The 21,543-nt window shown below is 40.6% G+C and carries 18 protein-coding genes; 9 read left to right on the top strand and 9 right to left on the bottom strand.

Features of this window, described 5'->3' with window-relative positions; all coding sequences use genetic code 11:
• Window positions 1-44 precede the first annotated feature (44 nt).
• The 3 genes from ggt (at window position 45) to CSV63_RS09705 (ending at window position 5,125) form a co-directional block, all read left to right on the top strand.
• A complete protein-coding gene (ggt, locus tag CSV63_RS09715) occupies window positions 45-1,799 on the top strand; it encodes a gamma-glutamyltransferase (protein WP_199203640.1) in 1,755 nt (584 codons plus the stop codon).
• 224 nt (window positions 1,800-2,023) lie between these two features.
• The gene (locus CSV63_RS09710; protein WP_099695635.1) at window positions 2,024-4,213 is read left to right on the top strand and encodes a YhgE/Pip domain-containing protein; all 2,190 of its coding nucleotides are present in this window, start codon (window positions 2,024-2,026) and stop codon (window positions 4,211-4,213) included.
• Window positions 4,214-4,330: 117 nt separating this feature from the next.
• Window positions 4,331-5,125, top strand: a complete 795-nt coding sequence (locus CSV63_RS09705; RefSeq protein WP_143565395.1) for a metal-dependent hydrolase — start codon at window positions 4,331-4,333, stop codon at window positions 5,123-5,125.
• A 74-nt stretch (window positions 5,126-5,199) separates the two neighbouring features.
• Here CSV63_RS09705 and CSV63_RS09700 read toward each other — a convergent pair whose 3' ends face one another.
• From CSV63_RS09700 to CSV63_RS09685, 3 genes are all read right to left on the bottom strand, one after another.
• Window positions 5,200-6,177 carry a DUF5050 domain-containing protein gene (locus CSV63_RS09700; protein ID WP_099695633.1) on the bottom strand — a complete coding sequence of 326 codons (978 nt, stop codon included), beginning with the start codon at window positions 6,175-6,177 and terminating at the stop codon, window positions 5,200-5,202.
• 315 nt (window positions 6,178-6,492) lie between these two features.
• Entirely contained in the window at window positions 6,493-6,696 is a 204-nt protein-coding gene (locus CSV63_RS09690) for an alpha/beta-type small acid-soluble spore protein (RefSeq protein WP_099695631.1), read from the bottom strand.
• A 155-nt stretch (window positions 6,697-6,851) separates the two neighbouring features.
• On the bottom strand, window positions 6,852-8,531 hold the full coding sequence (locus CSV63_RS09685) for a glycerol-3-phosphate dehydrogenase/oxidase (protein WP_099695630.1): 1,680 nt from the start codon (window positions 8,529-8,531) through the stop codon (window positions 6,852-6,854).
• Between the two features lie 256 nt (window positions 8,532-8,787).
• Between CSV63_RS09685 and mtnK the strand changes: the two genes are divergently transcribed.
• The 6 genes from mtnK (at window position 8,788) to CSV63_RS09655 (ending at window position 16,402) form a co-directional block, all read left to right on the top strand.
• Window positions 8,788-9,978, top strand: coding sequence for an S-methyl-5-thioribose kinase (mtnK, locus tag CSV63_RS09680; RefSeq protein WP_099695629.1), 1,191 nt, complete (start codon window positions 8,788-8,790; stop codon window positions 9,976-9,978).
• Window positions 9,979-9,998: 20 nt separating this feature from the next.
• On the top strand, window positions 9,999-11,192 hold the full coding sequence (locus CSV63_RS09675; protein ID WP_099695628.1) for a 2,3-diketo-5-methylthiopentyl-1-phosphate enolase: 1,194 nt from the start codon (window positions 9,999-10,001) through the stop codon (window positions 11,190-11,192).
• 15 nt (window positions 11,193-11,207) lie between these two features.
• Entirely contained in the window at window positions 11,208-11,861 is a 654-nt protein-coding gene (locus CSV63_RS09670; RefSeq protein WP_099695627.1) for a 2-hydroxy-3-keto-5-methylthiopentenyl-1-phosphate phosphatase, read from the top strand.
• A 28-nt stretch (window positions 11,862-11,889) separates the two neighbouring features.
• Window positions 11,890-12,402, top strand: a complete 513-nt coding sequence (locus CSV63_RS09665; protein ID WP_099695626.1) for a 1,2-dihydroxy-3-keto-5-methylthiopentene dioxygenase — start codon at window positions 11,890-11,892, stop codon at window positions 12,400-12,402.
• Between the two features lie 286 nt (window positions 12,403-12,688).
• Window positions 12,689-15,109: a Lon protease family protein gene (locus tag CSV63_RS09660; RefSeq protein ID WP_099695625.1), complete on the top strand. Its 2,421-nt coding sequence runs from the start codon at window positions 12,689-12,691 to the stop codon at window positions 15,107-15,109.
• A 240-nt stretch (window positions 15,110-15,349) separates the two neighbouring features.
• Window positions 15,350-16,402, top strand: a complete 1,053-nt coding sequence (locus CSV63_RS09655; protein ID WP_099695624.1) for an acyltransferase family protein — start codon at window positions 15,350-15,352, stop codon at window positions 16,400-16,402.
• Between the two features lie 185 nt (window positions 16,403-16,587).
• On the opposite strand, the gene CSV63_RS09650 is transcribed toward CSV63_RS09655, so the two are convergent.
• The 6 genes from CSV63_RS09650 to CSV63_RS09625 all read right to left on the bottom strand — a co-directional run bounded on the left by CSV63_RS09650 (window position 16,588) and on the right by CSV63_RS09625 (window position 21,540).
• Entirely contained in the window at window positions 16,588-17,103 is a 516-nt protein-coding gene (locus CSV63_RS09650) for a flavin reductase family protein (protein WP_199203639.1), read from the bottom strand.
• Window positions 17,104-17,147: 44 nt separating this feature from the next.
• A complete protein-coding gene (locus CSV63_RS09645) occupies window positions 17,148-18,599 on the bottom strand; it encodes a cytosine permease (RefSeq protein ID WP_099695623.1) in 1,452 nt (483 codons plus the stop codon).
• Between the two features lie 110 nt (window positions 18,600-18,709).
• Complete coding sequence (locus CSV63_RS09640; RefSeq protein WP_099695622.1) at window positions 18,710-19,384, bottom strand: cysteine hydrolase family protein; 675 nt, start codon at window positions 19,382-19,384, stop codon at window positions 18,710-18,712.
• A gap of 96 nt (window positions 19,385-19,480) precedes the next feature.
• On the bottom strand, window positions 19,481-19,750 hold the full coding sequence (locus tag CSV63_RS09635) for a YciI family protein (protein WP_099636326.1): 270 nt from the start codon (window positions 19,748-19,750) through the stop codon (window positions 19,481-19,483).
• Window positions 19,751-19,761: 11 nt separating this feature from the next.
• A complete protein-coding gene (locus CSV63_RS09630; protein WP_099636327.1) occupies window positions 19,762-21,210 on the bottom strand; it encodes an aldehyde dehydrogenase family protein in 1,449 nt (482 codons plus the stop codon).
• Window positions 21,211-21,540 (bottom strand): hypothetical protein, encoded by a 330-nt coding sequence (locus tag CSV63_RS09625; RefSeq protein WP_199171289.1) that lies wholly within the window; start codon window positions 21,538-21,540, stop codon window positions 21,211-21,213.
• Between the last annotated feature and the right edge of the window lie 3 nt (window positions 21,541-21,543).

The raw sequence follows: 21,543 nt of genomic DNA, 5'->3' as shown, positions 1-21,543 counted from the left end.
ACTGCTCTAGTAAAGTGAAAAACATTTCCGAAAGGGTGAAGCGATTGAAGAAAAAATTGAATTGGGTTCTAGTACTTCCATTAAGTTTATTGCTTTTATTCAGTACATTACCGGGAACTATATTGGCTAGCGACTGGGATACGGATTATTCAAATTATCGTCAGGTAGCCACCGGACTTGATGGTATGGTCACAACGGCACATCCATTAGCGACAAAAGTCGGTGCTGATGTTTTGGCGAATGGCGGGAATGCGATTGATGCAGCTGTAGCGATCCAATTTGCACTAAATGTTACAGAGCCTATGATGTCAGGTATTGGTGGCGGAGGATTCCTCATGTATTATGATGCCAATACTGATAAAACTCAGATCATTAACAGTCGTGAACGTGCACCAGCAGGAGCTACACCTGATATGTTTTTGGATGAAGAAGGTGAACCCATCCCCTTCTCCAAGCGAGTAGAAGGTGGAAATTCAGTGGGTGTACCGGGAACGTTAAAAGGATTAGAGGAAGCCCTTTCACGCTTTGGTACTCTTCCTATGTCCGAATTAATTGAACCGGCAATTGACTTAGCACGAAACGGTTTTCCAATTGACTCCGTGCTTGCGGAAGCTATTGAAGAGAATAAACTGAAACTCGCTTTCAAAGAGTCTGGAAAGATATTTGTACCTGATGGCAAACCTATGCGTGAAGGCGATCTATTAGTACAACAAGATCTAGCGAAAACATTTGAATTAATTAAAGACGAAGGAACAGAAGTATTCTATAAAGGAGAAATTGCACAAGCTATCGCAGGCGCAGTACAACAATATGGCGGCACTATGACAACTGAAGATTTACGTACATACGCAGTTACGATGGATGATCCAATTTGGGGTGATTACAAAGGCTATCAGATTGCTAGTATGCCACCTCCTAGCTCTGGTGGCGTGTTCCTTCTTCAGATGCTAGGTATTCTTGATCACTACAATCTATCTCAGTACAACGTAAAGTCTTGGCAGAAATATCACTTGCTTGCAGAAACTATGCACCTCGCATACGCTGACCGTGCCATGTACGCGGGAGATCCTGATTTTGTCGACGTTCCATTAAAAGGACTATTGAATCCACAGTATATCCAGGAACGGACGAACTTGATCAGTTTGGATCGCATGAACAAAAATCCGAAAGCTGGAGATCCTTGGAAGTACGAAAACAAACCGAATGCGACTGTAGCTACTGTTCAACCGGAACCCGATAAACTCGGTGAGACGACGCACTATTCAGTAACCGATCAATGGGGCAATGTCGTGTCTAACACGACAACGATTGAACAACTCTTCGGTAGCGGAATTATGGTACCTGGCTACGGAATCGTCTTAAATAATGAATTAACAGACTTCGACGCAGTACCAGGCGGAGCGAATCAAGTTGAACCAAATAAACGTCCTCTCAGCAGCATGACGCCAACTATTGTATTTGAAGACGGCAAGCCTGTTCTATCTGTTGGGTCGCCTGGTGGACCGACTATCATCACATCCGTCTTGCAAACGATCATTCACTCCATTGATTATGACATGGAACTAAAAGCCGCTGTAGAAGAACCAAGAATTTATACGAACAGCACATCCACCTATCGTTATGAAAGCGATATTCCATTAGATTCAATGAATTACTTGCGTGTACTCGGTCATCAATTTGGCGACAAGCCTACTACGATCGGGAACGTACAAAGTATTCTCATCGATCAAAAAGAAGGCGTATATAAAGGCGTTGCTGATTCCAGCCGTAATGGAGCAGCAATTGGTGTGAGCAAATAATACATCACTAAATAACAGAAAAAGCATCTTCCCCTCTGCTAGGGGAAGATGCTTTTTCTGTCGATTATACTTCATACAAGAAAATATGAAGCATTTCCATAACGATTTTAGCTTTCTAACATGCACATGGCAATTCATTTTGTAATTAGTAAAGAAATCAGTTGAATTTCGTTGGGATGGGCATAATAGCTAATAAAAAGAGGCACTGGAAAAGAGGCACAATCATGAAAACAGGCTGGAATATATTTAAATTGGATTTAAAGCATATTAGTAAAAACTGGGTAGCCGCCCTATTGATTGGCGGACTGACCTTTTTACCTTCTTTATATGCATGGCTTAATATTTACGCAACATGGGACCCTTATGCCCATACTGACCAATTACCTGTGGCGATTGTCAATGAAGACGATGGTGCGATGGTACGTGACAAACACATTAATGTCGGTGAAGAACTGATAAAAACATTAGAAGATAATAAAGATATGGATTGGTCATTTACCACAAGTCAGGATGCGATGGATGGAGTAGAATATGGTGACTATTTTGCGGCGATTTTTATTCCGAAAGATTTCTCCAGAAAACTTGCGACGGTTACTTCGGGAGAGCCTGAAAAAGCGGAAATCCATTATTTCGTCAATGAAAAGCTGAATTCCATTGCACCTAAAATTACAGAAAAAGGCGCTTCTGTCATTGTCGACAAAGTAAGTCGACGTTTTATTTCTACCGTTAATGGTGTGGTACTCGATTTGTTTAATGAACTTGGAATAGAAATCGAGAAGGATTTACCTGACATCAAGAAATTCGAGCAATATATTTTCGACATTCAGAAGCAATTACCCACGATTCACAGGACGTTGGAAGGAATCGTGACGGATGCGAACTCTGCGAAGCACATCATCAATAAAGCGCAACAGCTACTGCCTGAAGCGAAACGAACTACGAATTCGGGACTAAAAACGATAAATGATACGATCGATCAGCTGACAACAGCACAGAATCGACTAGAAGCGGCTGCACCGCGTATCAAAGCGGATTTGGAGAAAATAGCTACTATTACGAATGAAACGAATGATTTCCTTAAACAAGTTCAGCAACTATCACCTGACTTCACTGAATGGAATCGTTCGAAACAAGCAGTTGACGACCGTGTAACGGACAGTATGAAAAAAATTGACGGAATTGAGCAAGACCTTCTGATTATAAAGAATGTAGCTGAACAATTAAACGGTGAACAAGCGAACGCAACAGATTCCACCCTGTCACAGCCAATAGATGCCGCAATACTAAAAGTCGACAATCTAAAAAATCTACTAAATGAAATTCAACAAAATGGACGTACGATGGACTCGCTTGTGCGAGGTGAAGAAGAGCGGCTGCGCAATAGTCTAAATGATTTGCAAAAGATTGCCGAGAGCACATCCATCCAAGCCAATTCATTCCTAAAAGAATATACCGACACGATAGAACCTTACATCCACAAAGAAATTGCCCAAGCATTGAAGATACTAACTAGTGCCAAAGCACTGCTGACAGAAGTACAGAACACTATTCCCGAAGTACAACAAACATTAATTAGTGCTGACAAACACTTGACGCAAGGCAAACAGCAAGTCGAGCACGCATTAAACCAATACCCATATGTCTACGAGAAAGTGAACCAGCTCGCAAATCGTATCAAGGATAATCAAGGCACGACAGATATTAATGAGATCATCGATTTACTGCAAAATGATCCGCAAGCGGAGCGCAGCTTCTTTGAGGAACCGATTGTACTGAATGAAACGAAGCTATTCCCGATCAAAAACTACGGTACCGGCATGACACCTTTTTATACGGTTCTTTCGATTTGGGTCGGTTGTTTATTGCTAATTTCCTTACTATCCACAGACATTAGACGGGAAGATACATTCACGGCGAGAGAAATATATGTAGGTCGGCTATTTACATTCGGATTAATCGGTTGCATACAGACGCTAATTGTGACGACTGGCAATGTCGTTCTGCTTGGCGTAACCGTCAAAGAGCCGATCGCATTTTTCTTATTTGGTTTATTAATCAGCGTAGTGTTCATGTCGATCATCTATACGCTCGTTTCAGTCTTTGGAGATGTCGGTAAAGCAATGGCTATCATCTTACTCGTTCTGCAGATTGCAGGTTCAGGCGGCACGTATCCGATTATGCTGCTACCATCATTTTTCCAGTGGATCAATCCTTACCTACCTTTCACGTACGCAATCGACTTAATGAGAGAGGCGGTTGGCGGAATCATCTGGGTCCGAGTTGTAAAGGATATGTTGTTTTTGGCAGTCGTTGGAATGGTCGTCATTAGTTTTGGTGTACTATTCAAAGAAAAAATGAATAAAGCAACCAATCATCTTTTGGCAAAATCACGTGAAACAGATCTATTTCATTAAACTTCTGCATATAATTCGTCTAGCTTCGTCTACAGAATGTAAAGTGTTTCATCTACCTGATATTGACGTCAATCATATTAAACATTATAACGCCGGTATATTCTGAATACTCTGGAGGTGAGGAAAATCAACATTACAAGACTAGGTCATGCGATGTACTTACTATCCAGCCAGACGAATAAGAACTATCTGATTGATCCTTTCTTTGATTTAAATCCTGGTTGCCCAAAAGAATTCAATACCAAAGAGTTTTTCCACACTATTGATGCGGTCTTCTTAACTCACGGACATTTTGATCATACAAGCGGACTTCAGAAAATGATGGATACAAATCCACAACTTCTAGTCATTGCCCCCTATGAACTAGCAATGATTCTTCTGCAAAAAGGATTTCAAAATATTTTCCCACTTAATTTAGGTGGTTCAATTCCATTAAAAGATGTGCATGTCACGGTGGGACCTGCAAAACATAGTTCTTCATTCGACGAAACCGAAGGCCCTCCTATTTACGCAGGTGAAGCCTCTGGTTATGTATTTGAGTTCACAAATGGACCTACACTGTATCATTCAGGCGACACCGCACTCAGCTATGATTTAAAACTGATCGATGAGCTATACAAGCCGAACGTCGCTATTCTTTCCTCCTCAGGTCAATTTACAATAGGACCAAGAGAAGCAGCCTATGCGATTCGTAATTTCTTAAAAGTGGATGTGGTCATCCCGAGTCATACCTTCCCTACAGCAGATACTACGACATCAAAAGAGACTTACGAACAATTACTACAAGCATTCCCCGTTGTCCAAAATATGGTGGATAGAGATCAAGAACTTAAAGAATTACTAAGAGATTATGACCGTACTGAAGTAGTCGTATTAGGTTATGGTGAAACATATAATTCTCAACTAAAATAACATGCAGCACAACAAAACCTCCCTACGCTAGTAAGGAGGTTTTACGTCGTTTTACTTGTATAAAATTAGGCATTTCAGTGCGTCTGTAGAATTCTTCGCAGATAAAAAGTATCTTGTTGAACATTTTGAATTTCGAAATAAAACGCTCCATTTTGATGCTCTGCGCTAAGCTTGGAACCTGTCAAATCTCCCACTTTTATCGCATTCTTACCGTCTATGTCCATGCGATAGAAATACTGTTTATAGGTACCGGTATTATCGACAAAATAGATATACTTCGTGCCAATGAATAATGCAGTCGAATCGACGTTAGAGACGCGTTTTATCCCGTTACCGCTATAATCCATTCGATATACATATCGGCCATCTGTAGCAGGGTTTTGATGGATCACAGAATAAATATAGCCGTCTCTAACAATAATCGAATCAATATTATGGATTTTACTTATGATGGGAACTACCTGTTGTGGACTGGATATTTTGAATCGCGCGAAGCTCATTGAATAGTCATACGGCTGCGGAACAGCAGGAATTAAATAGGCATAATATAACCAGCCATTATGAACGGTGAATTCTTGAATTGTACCTTCTGACGTATACAGATGCTTATGTCCTTGACCGTTTATATTGATTTCATAAACATTTCTACCGGTATGATAATAAATTCGATCTCCGTCAATCAAGAAATTACTGCTAGTCACTTGAGGGTACTCTCTGACGAGTGAGCCGTCAAAAGTGAATCGTTGTAGTTTATTTAGATCATCATTGAATAGGACCATCGTGTCTTTATATACTTGAATATTTGTATAGTGCCCTTGTTTGATCAATCGAAACTTTTTCATATCATTACTTACTTTATATATACCAAGCTCCAGTTCCTCTAGATGCCCTCTATTTACATAGTAATTGCTACCGTCTTTAGCAATAAAACTATTTACAAAATGATGAACTCCTTTCACATCATCTAACGCTCTTGCTTTTGAGACTAGTACATTGGGGAATAGCAGACCAATAAACAGGACAACGACTACAAACCGTATCCAATGTTTCATTTGAACATCCCTCCACTAGTTTTATATGTAGTATATCATTAACAGAATAATGAATCTATTTACAATGGATTCAGTAAAGATATTTTTATTCATAATCTTCTTCACGTGCATGAATGTTAGAGTATGTAAAGTTTCAAGATCTACTTTAAAAAGTTCAAGCTTTTCTCTTCCCCCACTTTTTCTGAAATTCCCTTTCAACTCAAAAAAGACGACAATCCATTCGCATTCGAATGAATCGTCGTCTTTTCGATTTTGAGAAATCAAAGCGTATAGTGACATTGATTTTTCACATGCTAATCTGGGTGATAGAACCGATTACTTCGTATAACCGTTCATTTGAGATTGAGCCTGACGCACTAATCGCTTTGTAATTTCTCCGCCGACGGATCCGTTGGCACGCGATGTGGAGTCTGGTCCAAGGTTTACACCGAATTCGTTTGCGATCTCTTCCTTCATCTGGTTGATCGCCTGTTGTACGCCTGGCACTAATAGTTGGTTTGAATTATTGTTGTTTGGCATGTTGTCCACCTCCTTCTGACAATAGAATGAGCAGATTTCAAAAAAACATACTGTAAATTTTTTAAAATGATGATTTTTTATTTCCTTCATATAATAGGCAATCGAACAAAAAAATAAACAACCTCTACCGTTCGAATTTGGCAGAGGTTGCAGACTTATGATGGTCTTTTTTCTTCGATTAGTGTTCCCTTGCACAATTGTTTACTGCGCTCTAACTCGTCGGTCATTTTCTTCTTCACGGCACTTGACCAGCCAAGTTGAACAGCTAGGAAATCAATGATGGGCTCTTGCCATTGATCGACCCAGTCGATATCAAAGAGCAATGCGCCTGTTCGTCTCCAGAAAAAATCTACAGGGGTACAAACGAATTCTTTTGAAATGGAATACCACGCTTGTGCGTAAATTTCAATCGGTAAATTGGCTCTCTGTGCATCAGCCTTTCCGTTTTGGATGACGCCGAATAACTCATCGATGTTCGATCCATAATGGGTGACGAGTGCATAAGCTGTTTGCTCGGATAATCCTAAGCCCATTCCTTCTTTAACCTTTCTCTGAACAAAGGCTTCAAACCCTTTGGAACCACCTACATGCCCACCTGAAATAGGTAGCTTTTTTGTACGGCAAGACGGAACTTTTTTGCCATATGAAGTCTTAAGATCTGCAGCGATACGATCGACAATCGTTTCCGCCATTTTGCGATACCCTGTCAACTTTCCGCCAGCAATCGTTACTAAACCGGAATCTGAGACCCAAATTTCATCTTTTCGGGATATCTCCGAAACGCTCTTTCCTTCTTCTTGTATAAGTGGTCTTAGACCTGCCCATCCCGATTCAATTTGTTCTTCGCTAATCTCCAGTTTTGGAAAAACAAAATGAATGGCGTTTAGCAAATAGTCTTTATCTGCCTGTGTAATCTGCGGCTCCGTCAAACTTCCTTGATAATCTGTATCGGTTGTTCCTATGTATGTTTTACCGTTGCGTGGAATCGCCAACACCATGCGCCCGTCCGGTGTGTCAAAATAAATCGTTTGTTCTAAAGGAAAGACCCGTTGATCAAAGACCAAATGAACGCCTTTAGTTAAATGAAGTTGTTTTTGATCAGGCTTTGCATCTTTGTGACGCACTTCATTCACCCATGGACCAGCTGCATTGATCACTTTTTTAGCGAAAATCATTCGGGATTTTCCTGTTAGCTGATCAACCGTTTCAACACCCGCCACTTTGCCGTCATGATAAACGAATTTCGTCACTTTTGTATAATTTAAAACCGATGCTCCGTACTGAACAGCTTCTTTTATCACTTCAATCGTTAAACGCGCATCGTCTGATCGATACTCAACGAATTTCCCTGCACCGAGGAGACCTGTTGGATTCAACTTGGGTTCATCACGAAGTGTCTGCTTTTTTGATAACATGCTTTTACGTTCTGATTTCTTTACTTTGGCTAATGAATCATAGACACGCAAACCAATTGAACTGCTGAATTTACCAAACGTCCCTCCTTTATAAATCGGCAACAACAACCATGTAGGAGTCGTCACATGGGGTCCGTTTTCATAAACTACTGCACGTTCTTGTCCAGTTTGTGAAACGATTTTGAACTCCAAGTTCTTTAAATACCGTAATCCCCCATGAATCATTTTCGTCGAACGACTAGATGTTCCTGCCGCAAAGTCCTGCATTTCCACCAACACGGTTTGTAATCCCCGGCTCGCTGCATCAAGCGCTATACCCGCTCCCGTCACGCCACCTCCTATTATGAGTACATCGAATTCTTCTGTTCGTATATTTTCCAATATATCCTCTCGTCGAAAGCGAGGCTGTCGTTTTGTCATATGTAAACTAGCTCCTATCTTCACATCTTCAATAGCATAATACTACAACTAATTCGAATACTTTTAAAGTTAATTGACAAACTATTTGATTCGTGTGATAATTTCTACATGTTTCATAGGATTTTATAGTCAAATAACACAACTAGAGAAATCGGCACACAGTCTAAATTTACCAAATAATGAGAGAGATATTTGTTTGTAACAGACCTGTCCGTTAAAGGATCGGTCTTTTTTTATATTACAGGAGGTCGTATGGATGGACGTTTTTGTCAAAGAACAGAAAAATACTACATATCGTTTCTTAGAAATCGAGGATATTAAACAGTATGTGAGAAATCTAGGTCTTTTTCCTGAACCTGGAGACATAAAAGTGATCGAAGTAAGTGATGGCAAGATCAATCACGTGTATAGACTACAAAATGACTATAGATCCATCATTTTTAAGCAAGCAGTTCCATACGCACGCGTGGTTGGCGAATCGATGCCTTTACCACTTGATCGTGTACGTATTGAAGCGGAAGTGATGAGGGTATACGAAGAAATCCTTCCGAAAAGTGTGCCTTCCGTCTTACATTTGGATGAAGTGATGGCGATCGTTGTGATGGAAGACATGCTTCCACTTGAAGTGGGGCGAACAGCATTAATCAATGGCAGTGAGTCCGCTCGCTTTGCGGCAGATATTGGGAAGATGACTGCTGAAGTGCTATTTAAAACATCAGATTTCTATATGCCCTCGCCCGCTAAAAAGGAGCTACAAGCACGATTAGCCAACCCTGGAATGCGAGAGTTGACGGAGCAATTGATGTTTGATTGGCCTTATAGTGACCACGAGACCAATGAGTGTGAGACTGGTATGCGCAATGAAGTGAAATTCCTCAGTCAGGATCAGCGCTTATTACTTGAAGTAGCTCAACTAAAACATAAGTTCATGACAAAAGCGGATGGTCTTATTCATGGTGATTTGCATAGCGGCGCAATTTTCACGGGAGATAACCGGACAGTGATTTTCGATACGGAGTTTGCACTTTTCGGTCCTTTTGGTTTTGATCTTGGACAATTCATCGCGAATCTATTTTTAAACGGGATAGCCTTCCCCAACTATAAAGAAAAGCGTTTTGAGCAAGCAAAAGAAACGTGGTATGCATTTGCCGAAACATTTTCTAACCTATGGCAGACCAGTACACATGAACGCTATACGAAAGTCGATGGATTTTACACGATTATTATGGATGAACTCTTTACTGATATGATCGGCTATGCAGGATGTGAACTAGTACGACGAGCGATCAGTATTGCGCAAATTCCAGACATGAATATAGAACAAGATGAAGACTTGCGCATGGCGGCTAGAAGAGAAGTCTTAGCACTAGGTAAATATATGATTATGGAACGTAAACATATTCATTCTCTAGAACAATTGAGTCATTGGTTTCAAGCAACTAGATAAATAGTAGAGGAGGCAGTTCATTGGGCGTTACAGCAACCTATTTATTCCCCACTCATCCGAATCAGGAAAAAATTGCAGAACAACATGCTCTTGGGTTAACGATTGGTTCATGGACCGATATCCCCCATATTGAGCAGCAGCAATTGAAACATCATAAAGGCGAATTGGTATCTGTTGTCAAAGGCGAGCAGAAAGACACCGTGACGATTTTTTATCCGTCTGCTAACTTTTCAGCGGACCTTCCGGCAATCTTTACTACGGTTTACGGAAAATTATCCTTTTTCGAAGGGTATGAACTGATTGATTTGCAGTTTGATAAATCATTACTCGCACAATTCCCTGGCCCACGCTTTGGTGTCAATGGTATTCGAGAAAAGCTCGGTGTCTACGATCGCCCGCTATTGAAAGCGATCTTCAAAGGAGTGATGGGACGGGATTTATCCTTTTTCTCCACTCAACTCCAAGAGTTATTAGCTGGTGGTATCGATTTGATCAAGGACGATGAAATTCTGTTCGAAAATGAATTAACTCCTTTTTATCAACGGATAACTACTGCTAAAGACATTCTTACGCATCATTACGAGAAAACAGGCGCACACGCTTTATATGCCGTCAATTTATCAGGGAGATCTCATGAATTGCATGAAAAAGCAGAACGCGCAACTGAACTAGGCGCAAGCGCTTTATTATTCAATGTACATGCCTATGGTTTAGATACGCTACAATCGCTACGGGAAAATGATAATATCGGATTACCGATCCTCGCCCACTCCGCATTATCCGGTGTGCTCGCAGGTCAAGAAGGCAGTGGATTTTCCTATCCTTTGCTTGTCGGAAAGTTGACCCGTCTCGTTGGCGGTGACCTCTCGCTCTTCCCGAGTCCATATGGCAATGTGGCGATTTCCCGCGAAGATGCACTGGGGATTAATGAGGAATTAATAAAAGATAATGGATTTGAGCGAACATTTGCAGTGCCTTCTGCTGGAATTCATCCAGGAATGGTCCCGCAGTTGCTTGAAGACTTCGGTGACAACTTGGTCATCAATGCAGGAGGCGGGATTTTCGGACATCCAGATGGTCCAACACCTGGTGCACAAGCTTTCCGCGCAGCAATCGATGCAAGTGTTCATCAAATTCCGTTACAAGAAGCTGCAAAAACATCCAGCCCTTTGCGGCTCGCATTGGATCAATGGGGCACGATTGACGTTAAGTAAAGTGGAGGGTGAACGATGAGTAACGTAGTAATTTTCTGTGATTTTGATGGGACGATTACGAAGAAAGATAATATTATGAGCATTATGAAAGAATTTGCAGTGCCTGGCTGGAAAGAGATAACCGATGATATATTACAACAAAATATCTCAATCCAAGATGGAGTCAGGCAACTGTTTTCGTTCATTCCGAGTTCGCTCCAACAAGATATCATCTCTTTCGTCTTGCGGGATGCGGAAATCCGAGAAGGTTTCAGCGAGTTTGTACAGTTTACGAGGGAACAGAACATTCCGCTCTATATTGTCAGTGGCGGAATCGATTTCTTCGTTCATCCTGTGCTCGAGCCTTTTGGACCTTTCGATCACATTTATTGTAATGAAGCGACATTTGACGAAGAACGAATTATGATTCATTATCCGCATGCTTGTGACGCGCATTGCACGAAGCAAGATTGTGGTTGCTGTAAACCGTCCATCATGCGCAAGCTATCAGATCAGCAACAGACACGCATTGTCATCGGTGATTCGGTAACAGACTTTGAAGCCGCAAAATCGGCTGATGTAGTCATTGCAAGGGACTTCCTAGCAGAAACTTGCGACAAACTGGACATTCCGTATTCGCGTTTTGAAGTATTTACCGACTGTATCGACATCGTGAAAGCACATGTATAATTTAAAATAGATAGGAGCGATTACTACTATGGCAACGATTACGATTCAAGGGTCGAACGAAGTGATTGAAGGACAACAAGATGTTGCCCAATTCCTCACCCAACAAGAAGTGATTTATGAACACTGGTCGATTGACCAATTACCTGCACATCTCCGGGAAAAGTTCAATCTGACGGATTCAGAAAAAGAAGAAATTCTTCACGCGTTCAAATCAAATATTGATGCAATTTCTGAACGACGTGGCTACAAAGCGGCAGATGTCATCTCGTTATCTAAAGACACACCGAATATCGAGGAAATGTTGAAGAATTTCGAACGGGAGCATCATCATACCGATGACGAAGTTCGTTTTATCGTCAGTGGACATGGTGTATTCGTTATTCAAGGAAAAGATCAGCGCTTTTTTGAAGTGCATCTAGATCCAGGTGATTTAATTTCTGTACCAGAAAACATTCGTCATTATTTCACATTGGCAGCGGATCGCCAAGTAGTGGCTCTTCGGATTTTCGTTACACCTGAGGGTTGGGTTGCGGTATATTGATTGTTGAATAAGCGTTCTAAAATGAAAGCACCTTCCTCCTATTACGAGGTTAAGGTGCTTTTCGTTGTAGTCAAATCTCTAGAACGATCGGTTCCGTCTGGCTTCCCTACTTAGCTAGTTTAGATATAGCGTAATGAACGTAAATATTCATCAGGCTAGGCGATTTTCAATAGCATTTTTCACCTATACTTCTCTACACAAAAGTTTTTATTTGATTCCTGCGTGTACTGCCTTCTTTAAGGGTATGTATTGAATAAGGATAAAATATTGAGTGAGGTGAGTTTAATTGGCAAATTACCATGATTCATTTAATAAATCCAAAGCGGAGTTGCGACCTGAACAATTAAAAAAGATAGTAGACTCCTCTACATTTCCATTTAATTCAACTGAACAAGTAGAAAAGCTCACAAATATCGTTGGACAACAACGTGCACGTTCCGTGATGAACTTTGGCCTACACGTAAATAAACCCGGATATAATCTATATGTCGCGGGAATAGAGGGAGTCGGGAAAACATCTTTTGTTAATACGGTCGTTCATAACTTTTCGGAGAAAGAAGCTACCCTATTTGACTGGTGTTATGTAAATAACTTTGAAGACGCGTATAAACCAAAAGTACTGAAACTGCCCGTGGGATTAGGTAAAAAACTTCAAAAGTCCATGGAAGACTTGTTGAAAGATTTACAAGTTGATATTCCCACAGCTTTTAACGAAGAAAAACGACTGAAGAACCGTTCATCAATCATTCGGAAATATAAAGATCAAGTTGAGCAAGTATATAAACGTACGAATGAAATAGCTGCTGAGAACGGATTTCTACTGAAACAGTCTGATTCCACGATCGCGACAATTCCCATGGGTGAAGACGGTAATCCTTTAAGCGAGGAAGCATATAAGGGATTAAATGAAGAACAACGAGCAACTATTGAAAGTAACTCTGTCAAGTTACAGGAAATTATATTGGAAGCGACAGAATCTATTCTCCGTTTTGAACAGGATTTGAAGAAATCATTGGCAGGCTTTGATCATCAAACAGCCATTACGACAATCGATTTTCATATGGATGAATTAAAAAAAATCTACAAAGACTGTCCTGAAGTGATGCATTATATAAAAGCGGTTCGAAAAGACCTCAAAAATAATTTTCATATATTTTTATCCACTCCTGCTAAAAAAGAAGACAAGCAACTAGATAATCTGTTCATTGACGAAAATCAAGCATTAAAAAAGTATACGATAAATGTACTCGTCGATCATAGTGAAACTACAGGCATGCCCGTTATTTCTGCAGATAACCCGACTTTTTATAACCTAATGGGCAAGGTGGAATATGAAAATCGAATGGGTGTCGCGAGCACGGATTTTACTAAAATAAAACCTGGCTATTTGCATAATGCAAACGGAGGGTATCTTCTGATCCAAGCGAAAGATATTTTTTCAAAAAGCCAAGCGTGGGAAGGTTTAAAAAGAGCATTATTAATTCATAAATTACAAATTGAGAATATAGGTGAACATGCCAGCGTCATTGCTACCGCTTCAGTAAATCCAGATCCGATTCAACTTGACGTAAAAGTGATTATTATTGGGAACATGGACATTTATCAAGCACTTTATCATCACGATGAAGATTTCCGTAAACTGTTTAAAATTCGCGTAGACTTTGACGTGGAAATGAAATACAACCAAGAGAATATTGCAGGGTTGGTTAGTTTCATTCATACACACGGCAAAAAATATGGACTTCGACATTTTGATTCTTCAGCTGTCGCAAAAATTATTGAATACAGTTCGCGTGTCGCTGGCGATCAACACAAATTATCCACTCGTTTTAATTTACAAGTAGAATTACTTTATGAAGCGGATGCATGGGCAGGCATCATGGGAGACGACTTGGTTACGGCCAAACATATCGAAAAAGCCATTCAGGAAAAGAGATATCGATCGAATTTATACGAAGAGAAAATTCAAGCGAGTATTGATGAAGGAAGTATACTGATTGATACGACGGGAGAGAAAATCGGACAAGTTAATGGCTTAGCCGTTTATGATTTAGGGCAATATCAGTTTGGCAAACCTTCACGCATTACGGCTACCACGTTTATGGGTAAAAAAGGTTTTGTCAATATTGAAAGAGAAAGCCAGATGAGCGGAAATACGCATAACAAAGGTGTGTATATTTTGGGAGGATATTTAGGGCAAAAGTTCGCCCAAAAGTATCCGTTAGTATTGACTGCGCATATCGCTTTTGAACAATCCTACGGTGGTGTGGATGGTGATAGCGCGTCCAGCACAGAGTTGTATGCCATTCTCTCAAGCCTGGCGGAAATTCCCATCCATCAAGGATTAGCTGTTACTGGCTCGGTCAATCAAAACGGCGAAATCCAGCCGATTGGCGGAGTAAATGAGAAAATTGAAGGCTTTTATAATGTATGCAAAAACAAAGGACTAACAGGCAAACAAGGCGTACTGATCCCCCATCAAAATGTGAAAAACTTGATGCTGAACGATGAAGTCATTGAATCCGTTCGTAATGGACAGTTCCATATTTATAAAGTACGAACGATTGAAGAAGGAATAGAAATTTTAACGGGTATACCTGCAGGACATCCGAATGAACAAGGAGATTACGATAAAGAAACCGTCTATGGAAAAGCAGCAACGAAATTACGAATGTTTATGGAATTTGCACGAGAACAAGAGAGATGAACAAGGATCTGCGTTTGAAATGCATGTCAGAAGTATACTTCACGTCGTTTCTAGCGCAGGCCCTTTCTTCAGCAGTACGTCAGTATATACATACTATTCAGTCAACCGTAATAAATCATTAAAATACACCTATGTATTTCCATTTAGCTTACATTCTCAAGTCATTTTTGTTACATTCTCTTCTACGGTGTCGTAGGGCTGTACAATGGAAATACGATAGTTTTCTGAAGGAGCCGAATTATGAATAAAAAACGTTTATCTTGGGTAGATGTCACCAAAGGTTTTTTGATGATTCTCGTCGTGATTGGACATTATCCTGGGCAGTTGGATTTCCCACTCGTTAAGTATATCTATTGGTTTCACATGCCAGCCTTCTTCCTTTTAAGCGGTTTGTTTTTTAAGCCTGTCATCGAAAAAGGCTTCATGAAACAATCGATTCAAAAACGATTTATGCAGTTGATTGTCCCCTATTTGTTTTTCCTAGTCAGTATTACACTAATTCGTTATGGGATAGAAATTGGCTCAGGGAATTTCGATTGGTCATGGTACGTCAATGATATATGGACCATTATTGTCGGTGGACGTTTTGTACGTGGTGCCTATGGTGTTTTCTGGTTTGTTACGACTCTATTCTTTACGTACTTGTTTTTCTTATGGATGACAAAATACTTTAGCCGTACGAAACAATTCATTATTTTAGCTGCTTTTTATAGTATCGCCCACCTGGAAAGCTTGTTCGCGATGCATGTCATTGGTGGTGCTCCATCTACTGCAGCGCAAACGATCCCTATGATCTGGAACATCGATGTCGCACTTATGGCCGTCGTCTATTTTTCACTCGGCTATTATTTGAAGGCTTTTTGGATGAACATTCCGAAAAAATGGTTAGGTACGGGGCTGCTCATTAGTCTTACCGCCATATCTCTAGACCACTATCACGTCATTGACTATCACTTGAGTATGAAATTTTTACGCTATGATCATTTCTTTTTAGACTTGATCATCCCGCTTTCTTTCACACTGGTGTTAGTCGGCGTGTTCCAACTCATAGTAGCCAAGTTATCGTTAAATTGGCTACAGAAAATCGAAAAGCATTCCTTAACGATCATGTATCTACACATCTTCACGGATATTTTGTTAAATGATTACTTTACGTATGGGATTGTTGGCTTCACGGCTTTCGGTTTGTTTATTCCGATCTTCGTTTCAATCATCATACAAAAATGTGTGCCCTATGGTAAGTTACTCCTTGGCGGGTTTTCACAGAAAAAGAACACGCAAATCGCTCAATAACAAAAATACCTGCGCACAAAACCAACATGAATTGTTTCCTATTCATGTTGGTTTTGTAGCGTAGGTGTTTTTTGAATCTTTAATCACTGTTTACGAAACTCCGATAGAACCTGAAAAATTTGATACCATAATAAAAAACCAAGAAACTTTTCGGAAAATGTCTTGGTTTTTTATTTACATCGCTATTAAGAAGGTGAGTGAACTGGCTCATAAAATACAGGAGGAACTGAGCCGAAGCATCTGCGGTGATACAGCATCGGTTCTTTCGTTGTGTCAGCCTGTAAATCCAATACTTCACCAATTAAAATGGTATGATCGCCCGCTTCAATAGTTTGGAATGTCTTACATTCAAATACTCCAAAAGCTCCTTCAATAATTGGTAGGCCATTTTCAGAAAGCTCCCACTGGCAATCAGCGAAACGGTCTTCCACTTTGCTTGCAAATGTCTTGCATAGCTCTTGTTGCTCGCCAGCCAATACGTGAACTGCAAATTTACCACCTTTTGTGAACGCTTCCAATGAAGATACTTTATGATCGATTGACCATAGCACCATGAGTGGATCTAATGAAACAGAAGCGAATGAGTTAACTGTTAACCCTACAGGCGTTCCATCTTCTTTTGTTGTAGTCAGGATGGTAACCCCCGTCGGATAATTCCCCATGATTTGCTTAAAAAGATCTTGTTTTTCAATATTCCCCATAATATATCTCTCCTTTTCCAATCTAAATTATTTATCAATTTTTCTTATGTTAAACGTGGTTTCTTACCTGTCAAAGATATGAGACTATAAAGCACTGCCGTAACAAGAATGGTTGGATACACAGCGCCTACTGAATTATTGAGAAATTCTGAGTTACTGACTACTAAGAAGAAAACTACACCGAAAGCCCAAACAGCCACGGCTTTTAGATTCACACCTTTGTAATACCAGTATTCTCCTCCTGTTTTCTCGAATTCCCTGACATCATATGAGCGCTTCCTCACAATGAAATAGTCAGCTACCAATATTCCAAGCAATGCACTTAAAACCATACCGATATATTCTAAGAAGCCCATAAATGTATCCAAGAAACTAGCTAGGAATAATGGTATCAGCATTAGAAAACCTGCTAAGATCGTTACCATCCAAATGGAGTGCAAAGGCTTGATCTTTTTCGTCACATTTGTGATGGAAATCCCTGCCGCCATCAAGTTTACAACATTGGTTGTCACACACGCTACTACGATGAGAATTAATGCAAATGATCCGAGACCTAGATTAGTTACAATAGAACTAGGGTCCGAATTTTCCGGATCATAAATTCCCGTGCTTAGCGCTGCGCCGATTGTGGCAATGATTCCGATAAACGCAAACCATAATAAGGAAAGATACGCGCCTACGAGCGGAGCGACAGTCGCTGTTTTTGCTGATCGTGTATATCTTGTAAATTCAGCAATTCCTAACACCCATGCTAAACTGAACGCAGCCATAATATCTACAGCCTTTCCAACTGGTATAACCGAATCTGCTGGCGCACTCCAATTCATGATGGCGGACAGTGGATGCGTTTTCAATACGACAACAGTAATCCAAATACCTAACACGAGAACCAATACCATACCGATTCTTTCAACAATTTTAATGGAATTTCTCCCTAGCGATACCGCCACAAAGTTCAATAAACTCATGAAAACGATACCTGCTATCATCGGTCCTACACTTCCCGGCTCACCGTACGCTGACCAACCAAATAAGTCTTTTAAAATAAAGCTCATGGAGATCACAGCGATAAATGTGTTAACTACTGCCCACCCTAGAAATACAATGGTGTTTAGTACCGTCGGGAGAAGACTTCCTTTCACACCGAAAGCGGGTCTGGTCAAAGCCATGGTAGAAGTCCCTACCTTAAAACCCATATATCCAACAAGTGCTAATATAAGATAGGCGATAGGGTTGGAAATCAATGTGACACCAATCGCCCCTGCAAACGCCATTCCAGCAACTGTTCCTCCTACATACCAAGAGGCATTATTGGAGTTGGCCCCAACCCAAATCGCCACCATGTCAAAAAAACCAATATTTCTTTGACTCATAGGGACTTCTTCAGTCGCGTAATGTTCTTCCGTAATAGCATCTAGTTGGTTGTTTTGCTGTGTTAGAGCGTCTGCCTCTAGCGTTACGCCTACCTCGGCCTTTACTGTGTCGATAGACTTCATAATCTTCCCCCTTTTTTAACGATTTACCTGAATGTTAAAAGTTCTACACTTCAGGCTGAGCTTAAACGGCTCTATGAAATTCGGGCACCATAACGTGAGGCATAAATTGTTCATACCGTACAGTTAGCTGATAACTTGTTATACACTTCTCTTAAATTGTCCGGGGTAAATTGTAATTCATCTGGCATATTAGATTCCCAAGCGTGATAAGGTTCCCCCAATAATTTATTGCAAAGTTGATCAGCATCAAAAATACTAATATCGTAAACCCAATTACCCATCATACAGACTGCTGCCATATGTGCTCCAACTGTTGTCGTACCGCAAATATCCTTCACTAGATTGACCTGATAATCACGATAGTAAGCATCCATTACAGTCGATAGGACACAGACATCTGTTAGAACTCCACCTACAATTAAGTTCTTTATATTTAAGCTTTTCAACATCAAGTCTAAACTGGATTCATGAAAACCACTGTATCGGTACTTATCCACGATGATATCGCCAGGTTGATTTTTTAACCCTTCGATGATATCAATCGAATCGGTATTCGTATTGTAGTAAAGCGGCTTCCCATTCTGATCAACAGGTTCTAAGTTTGCAAGTCCAATTCCATCGCCTCTATTGATATGGCGCGTATAAATGATGGGTATGTTTTTTTGCCTGCATACCTTGATTACATTGGCTGTTTTTTTAATAATTTCATCCATTCCTGCAACAGCGGACGTACCACCTTCATTTTGTAGGTCTATTAAGAGTAATGCCTGATTCTGACTATTCAATTAATTCACTCCTTTCGTTCATCATTTACCATGTACCATACAAGCGAATAGAAAAAATCTGACTTCTTTTATTTATAACGCAGAGCTAGCCCACTTTTACAATTCACTAAAAATGGGATTCCACTTTTTAAGTTCGAGTCGACGGACTTTTTCTTTTACATGGGGATCAGCCTCTGCCAATTGTTGAGCTTCTTCAAATGAGTCCGCTCTATAAATAATTAATCCCCCCGATTGATCGGCAAAAGGACCTCGGGCGAAGATTTTCCCCTGTTCATCGAGCCTATCCAAGTACTCGATATGTCGCGGTAGAACTTCTGCATTTTTTTCAGGCTGAATCATGTGTAAAAATGCCGTGTAGTAAGCCATAACCTTGCCTCCTAGTTACGATTCCAAACGACTAGTTTCATTTCTGTCATTTCCTCGATCGCATATTTCAATCCTTCTCTTCCATTTCCGCTTTCCTTAACGCCTCCATACGGCATGTTATCCACTCGGAAAGTTGGAATGTCGTTGATCATGACGCCTCCTACATACAATTCATCCGCTGCATATAGTGCCGTGTGGATGTCATTTGTAAAGATTCCTGCTTGAAGACCAAAACGCGAATCGTTCACTTGCTCGATCGCTTCCTCTACTGACTTCACTTGATCTATGACTAGGATGGGTGCGAATACTTCATTGCAGGAAACTTTCAGATGAGATCCAGCTTCCGTCAAAATAGTAGGATAAAGTATATTCCCTTGTACTTTTCCACCTGTAACTACGTTTGCCCCCTGGCTTTTGGCTTCGTCGATCCAACTCAATGTACGCTCTACGTCTTTTGAAGAAATCAATGCCGATACTTCCGTGTCTTCGCACAACGGATCACCCATTACGAGCTTTTCCGTTTCTTCTACGATTTTCGAAACGAATTCATCGTATAGCTCTTCGTGGATATAAACGCGTTGGAGTGAAATACAGACCTGCCCCTGGAAGGAGAATGCACCTGACACGCAGCGAGAAACGACTTGATCAAGATCCACGCCCTGGTCGATAATCACAGCTGCATTCGAACCTAGCTCAAGAGTTACCCTCTTTAATCCAGCTTTATTTTTGATTCCAATACCGACTGCTGGACTGCCTGTAAATGTAATCATTTTCACTCGATCATCCGTAACAATTTGATCGCCAATTTCTTGGCCATCGCCTGTGATAACGTTAAGCGCCCCTGCCGGTAATCCAGCTTCCATTAATAATTCCGCAATAAAATAAGAGGATAATGGCGTTTGTGCAGCTGGTTTTAACACAATCGTATTTCCGGTGGCAATTGCAGGACCGATTTTATGCGCTACTAAGTTCATCGGAAAATTGAAAGGGGTGATAGCGCCAATTACGCCAAGTGGTTCCCGTACAGTGTAGGCCAGACGATTCACTCCGCCCCGCGCCGCATCGAGCGGGAGAGTCTCTCCGTAAATGCGCTTGGCTTCTTCCGCTGCAAATTTATACGTCTCGATTGTACGAAGTACTTCACCTCTTGCTGTTGCAATGGGTTTTGCAGCTTCCATGGCAATGATTTCAGCTGCTTCTTCAGAACGCTCATGTAATAAGGAAACTAAATTTTCCAAAATCTCTGCTCGTTGATAAGCAGGCATTTTCGACATCACTCTACGCGTCTGTAGAGCGGTTTCGATTGCTTGATCTGTTTCATTTTTTGTGGCTTTAGCAATATGGGCAATCACTTCACCTGAATACGGGGAATGCAAATCCGTGTATTCTTTCGTTTCCACCCATTCACCATTAATTAGTAAGTGTTGCGTTTTTAAGCATGCAAGCGATTTATTCATCATCTAGTTTACCTGCTTTCTGCTAGTGGTGGCTATATTGGATTGATACTTCATGATTTGAATGATTTTGTGTTCTTCTTGTAAATATTCTTCGATTTTAAGGCTTAACCCGCCACTTCCGAATTTAACACGCTGCTCTTCGCCATTGCCAGTTCGCTTAATATATTCAAGAAAGACCAACACATTTTTACGTCTTTCCACTATATCTTCAAATCCTCGATCATAGAAAAACGTATCAATTGTGTTGTAGACACCTTTATTCACCCCAAATCGATCACTGCAGAGACGCACGAATGCTATATCCGTCAAATGAATCGCTGTTTCAACATGCATAAT

Origin of the sequence: Sporosarcina sp. P34, from assembly GCF_002743375.1 — a bacterium.
Taxonomy (GTDB): domain Bacteria; phylum Bacillota; class Bacilli; order Bacillales_A; family Planococcaceae; genus Sporosarcina.
The sequence above is the reverse complement of the archived record's forward strand: the minus strand, read 5'-3'. Positions and strand labels throughout refer to the sequence as shown.

Bases quoted from the DNA above. Each gene is read 5' to 3' on its own strand.
- CSV63_RS09645 (WP_099695623.1), bottom strand. From the start codon at position 18,599: ATGAAGTCTATCGACACAGTAAAGGCCGAGGTAGGCGTAACGCTAGAG.
- CSV63_RS09710 (WP_099695635.1), top strand. From the start codon at position 2,024: ATGAAAACAGGCTGGAATATATTTAAATTGGATTTAAAGCATATTAGT.
- CSV63_RS09630 (WP_099636327.1), bottom strand. From the start codon at position 21,210: ATGATGAATAAATCGCTTGCATGCTTAAAAACGCAACACTTACTAATT.
- CSV63_RS09685 (WP_099695630.1), bottom strand. From the start codon at position 8,531: ATGACAAAACGACAGCCTCGCTTTCGACGAGAGGATATATTGGAAAAT.
- CSV63_RS09665 (WP_099695626.1), top strand. From the start codon at position 11,890: ATGGCAACGATTACGATTCAAGGGTCGAACGAAGTGATTGAAGGACAA.
- CSV63_RS09690 (WP_099695631.1), bottom strand. From the start codon at position 6,696: ATGCCAAACAACAATAATTCAAACCAACTATTAGTGCCAGGCGTACAA.
- CSV63_RS09625 (WP_199171289.1), bottom strand. From the start codon at position 21,540: ATGCATGTTGAAACAGCGATTCATTTGACGGATATAGCATTCGTGCGT.
- CSV63_RS09650 (WP_199203639.1), bottom strand. From the start codon at position 17,103: ATGGGGAATATTGAAAAACAAGATCTTTTTAAGCAAATCATGGGGAAT.
- CSV63_RS09635 (WP_099636326.1), bottom strand. From the start codon at position 19,750: ATGGCTTACTACACGGCATTTTTACACATGATTCAGCCTGAAAAAAAT.
- CSV63_RS09655 (WP_099695624.1), top strand. From the start codon at position 15,350: ATGAATAAAAAACGTTTATCTTGGGTAGATGTCACCAAAGGTTTTTTG.
- CSV63_RS09700 (WP_099695633.1), bottom strand. From the start codon at position 6,177: ATGAAACATTGGATACGGTTTGTAGTCGTTGTCCTGTTTATTGGTCTG.
- mtnK (WP_099695629.1), top strand. From the start codon at position 8,788: ATGGACGTTTTTGTCAAAGAACAGAAAAATACTACATATCGTTTCTTA.
- CSV63_RS09670 (WP_099695627.1), top strand. From the start codon at position 11,208: ATGAGTAACGTAGTAATTTTCTGTGATTTTGATGGGACGATTACGAAG.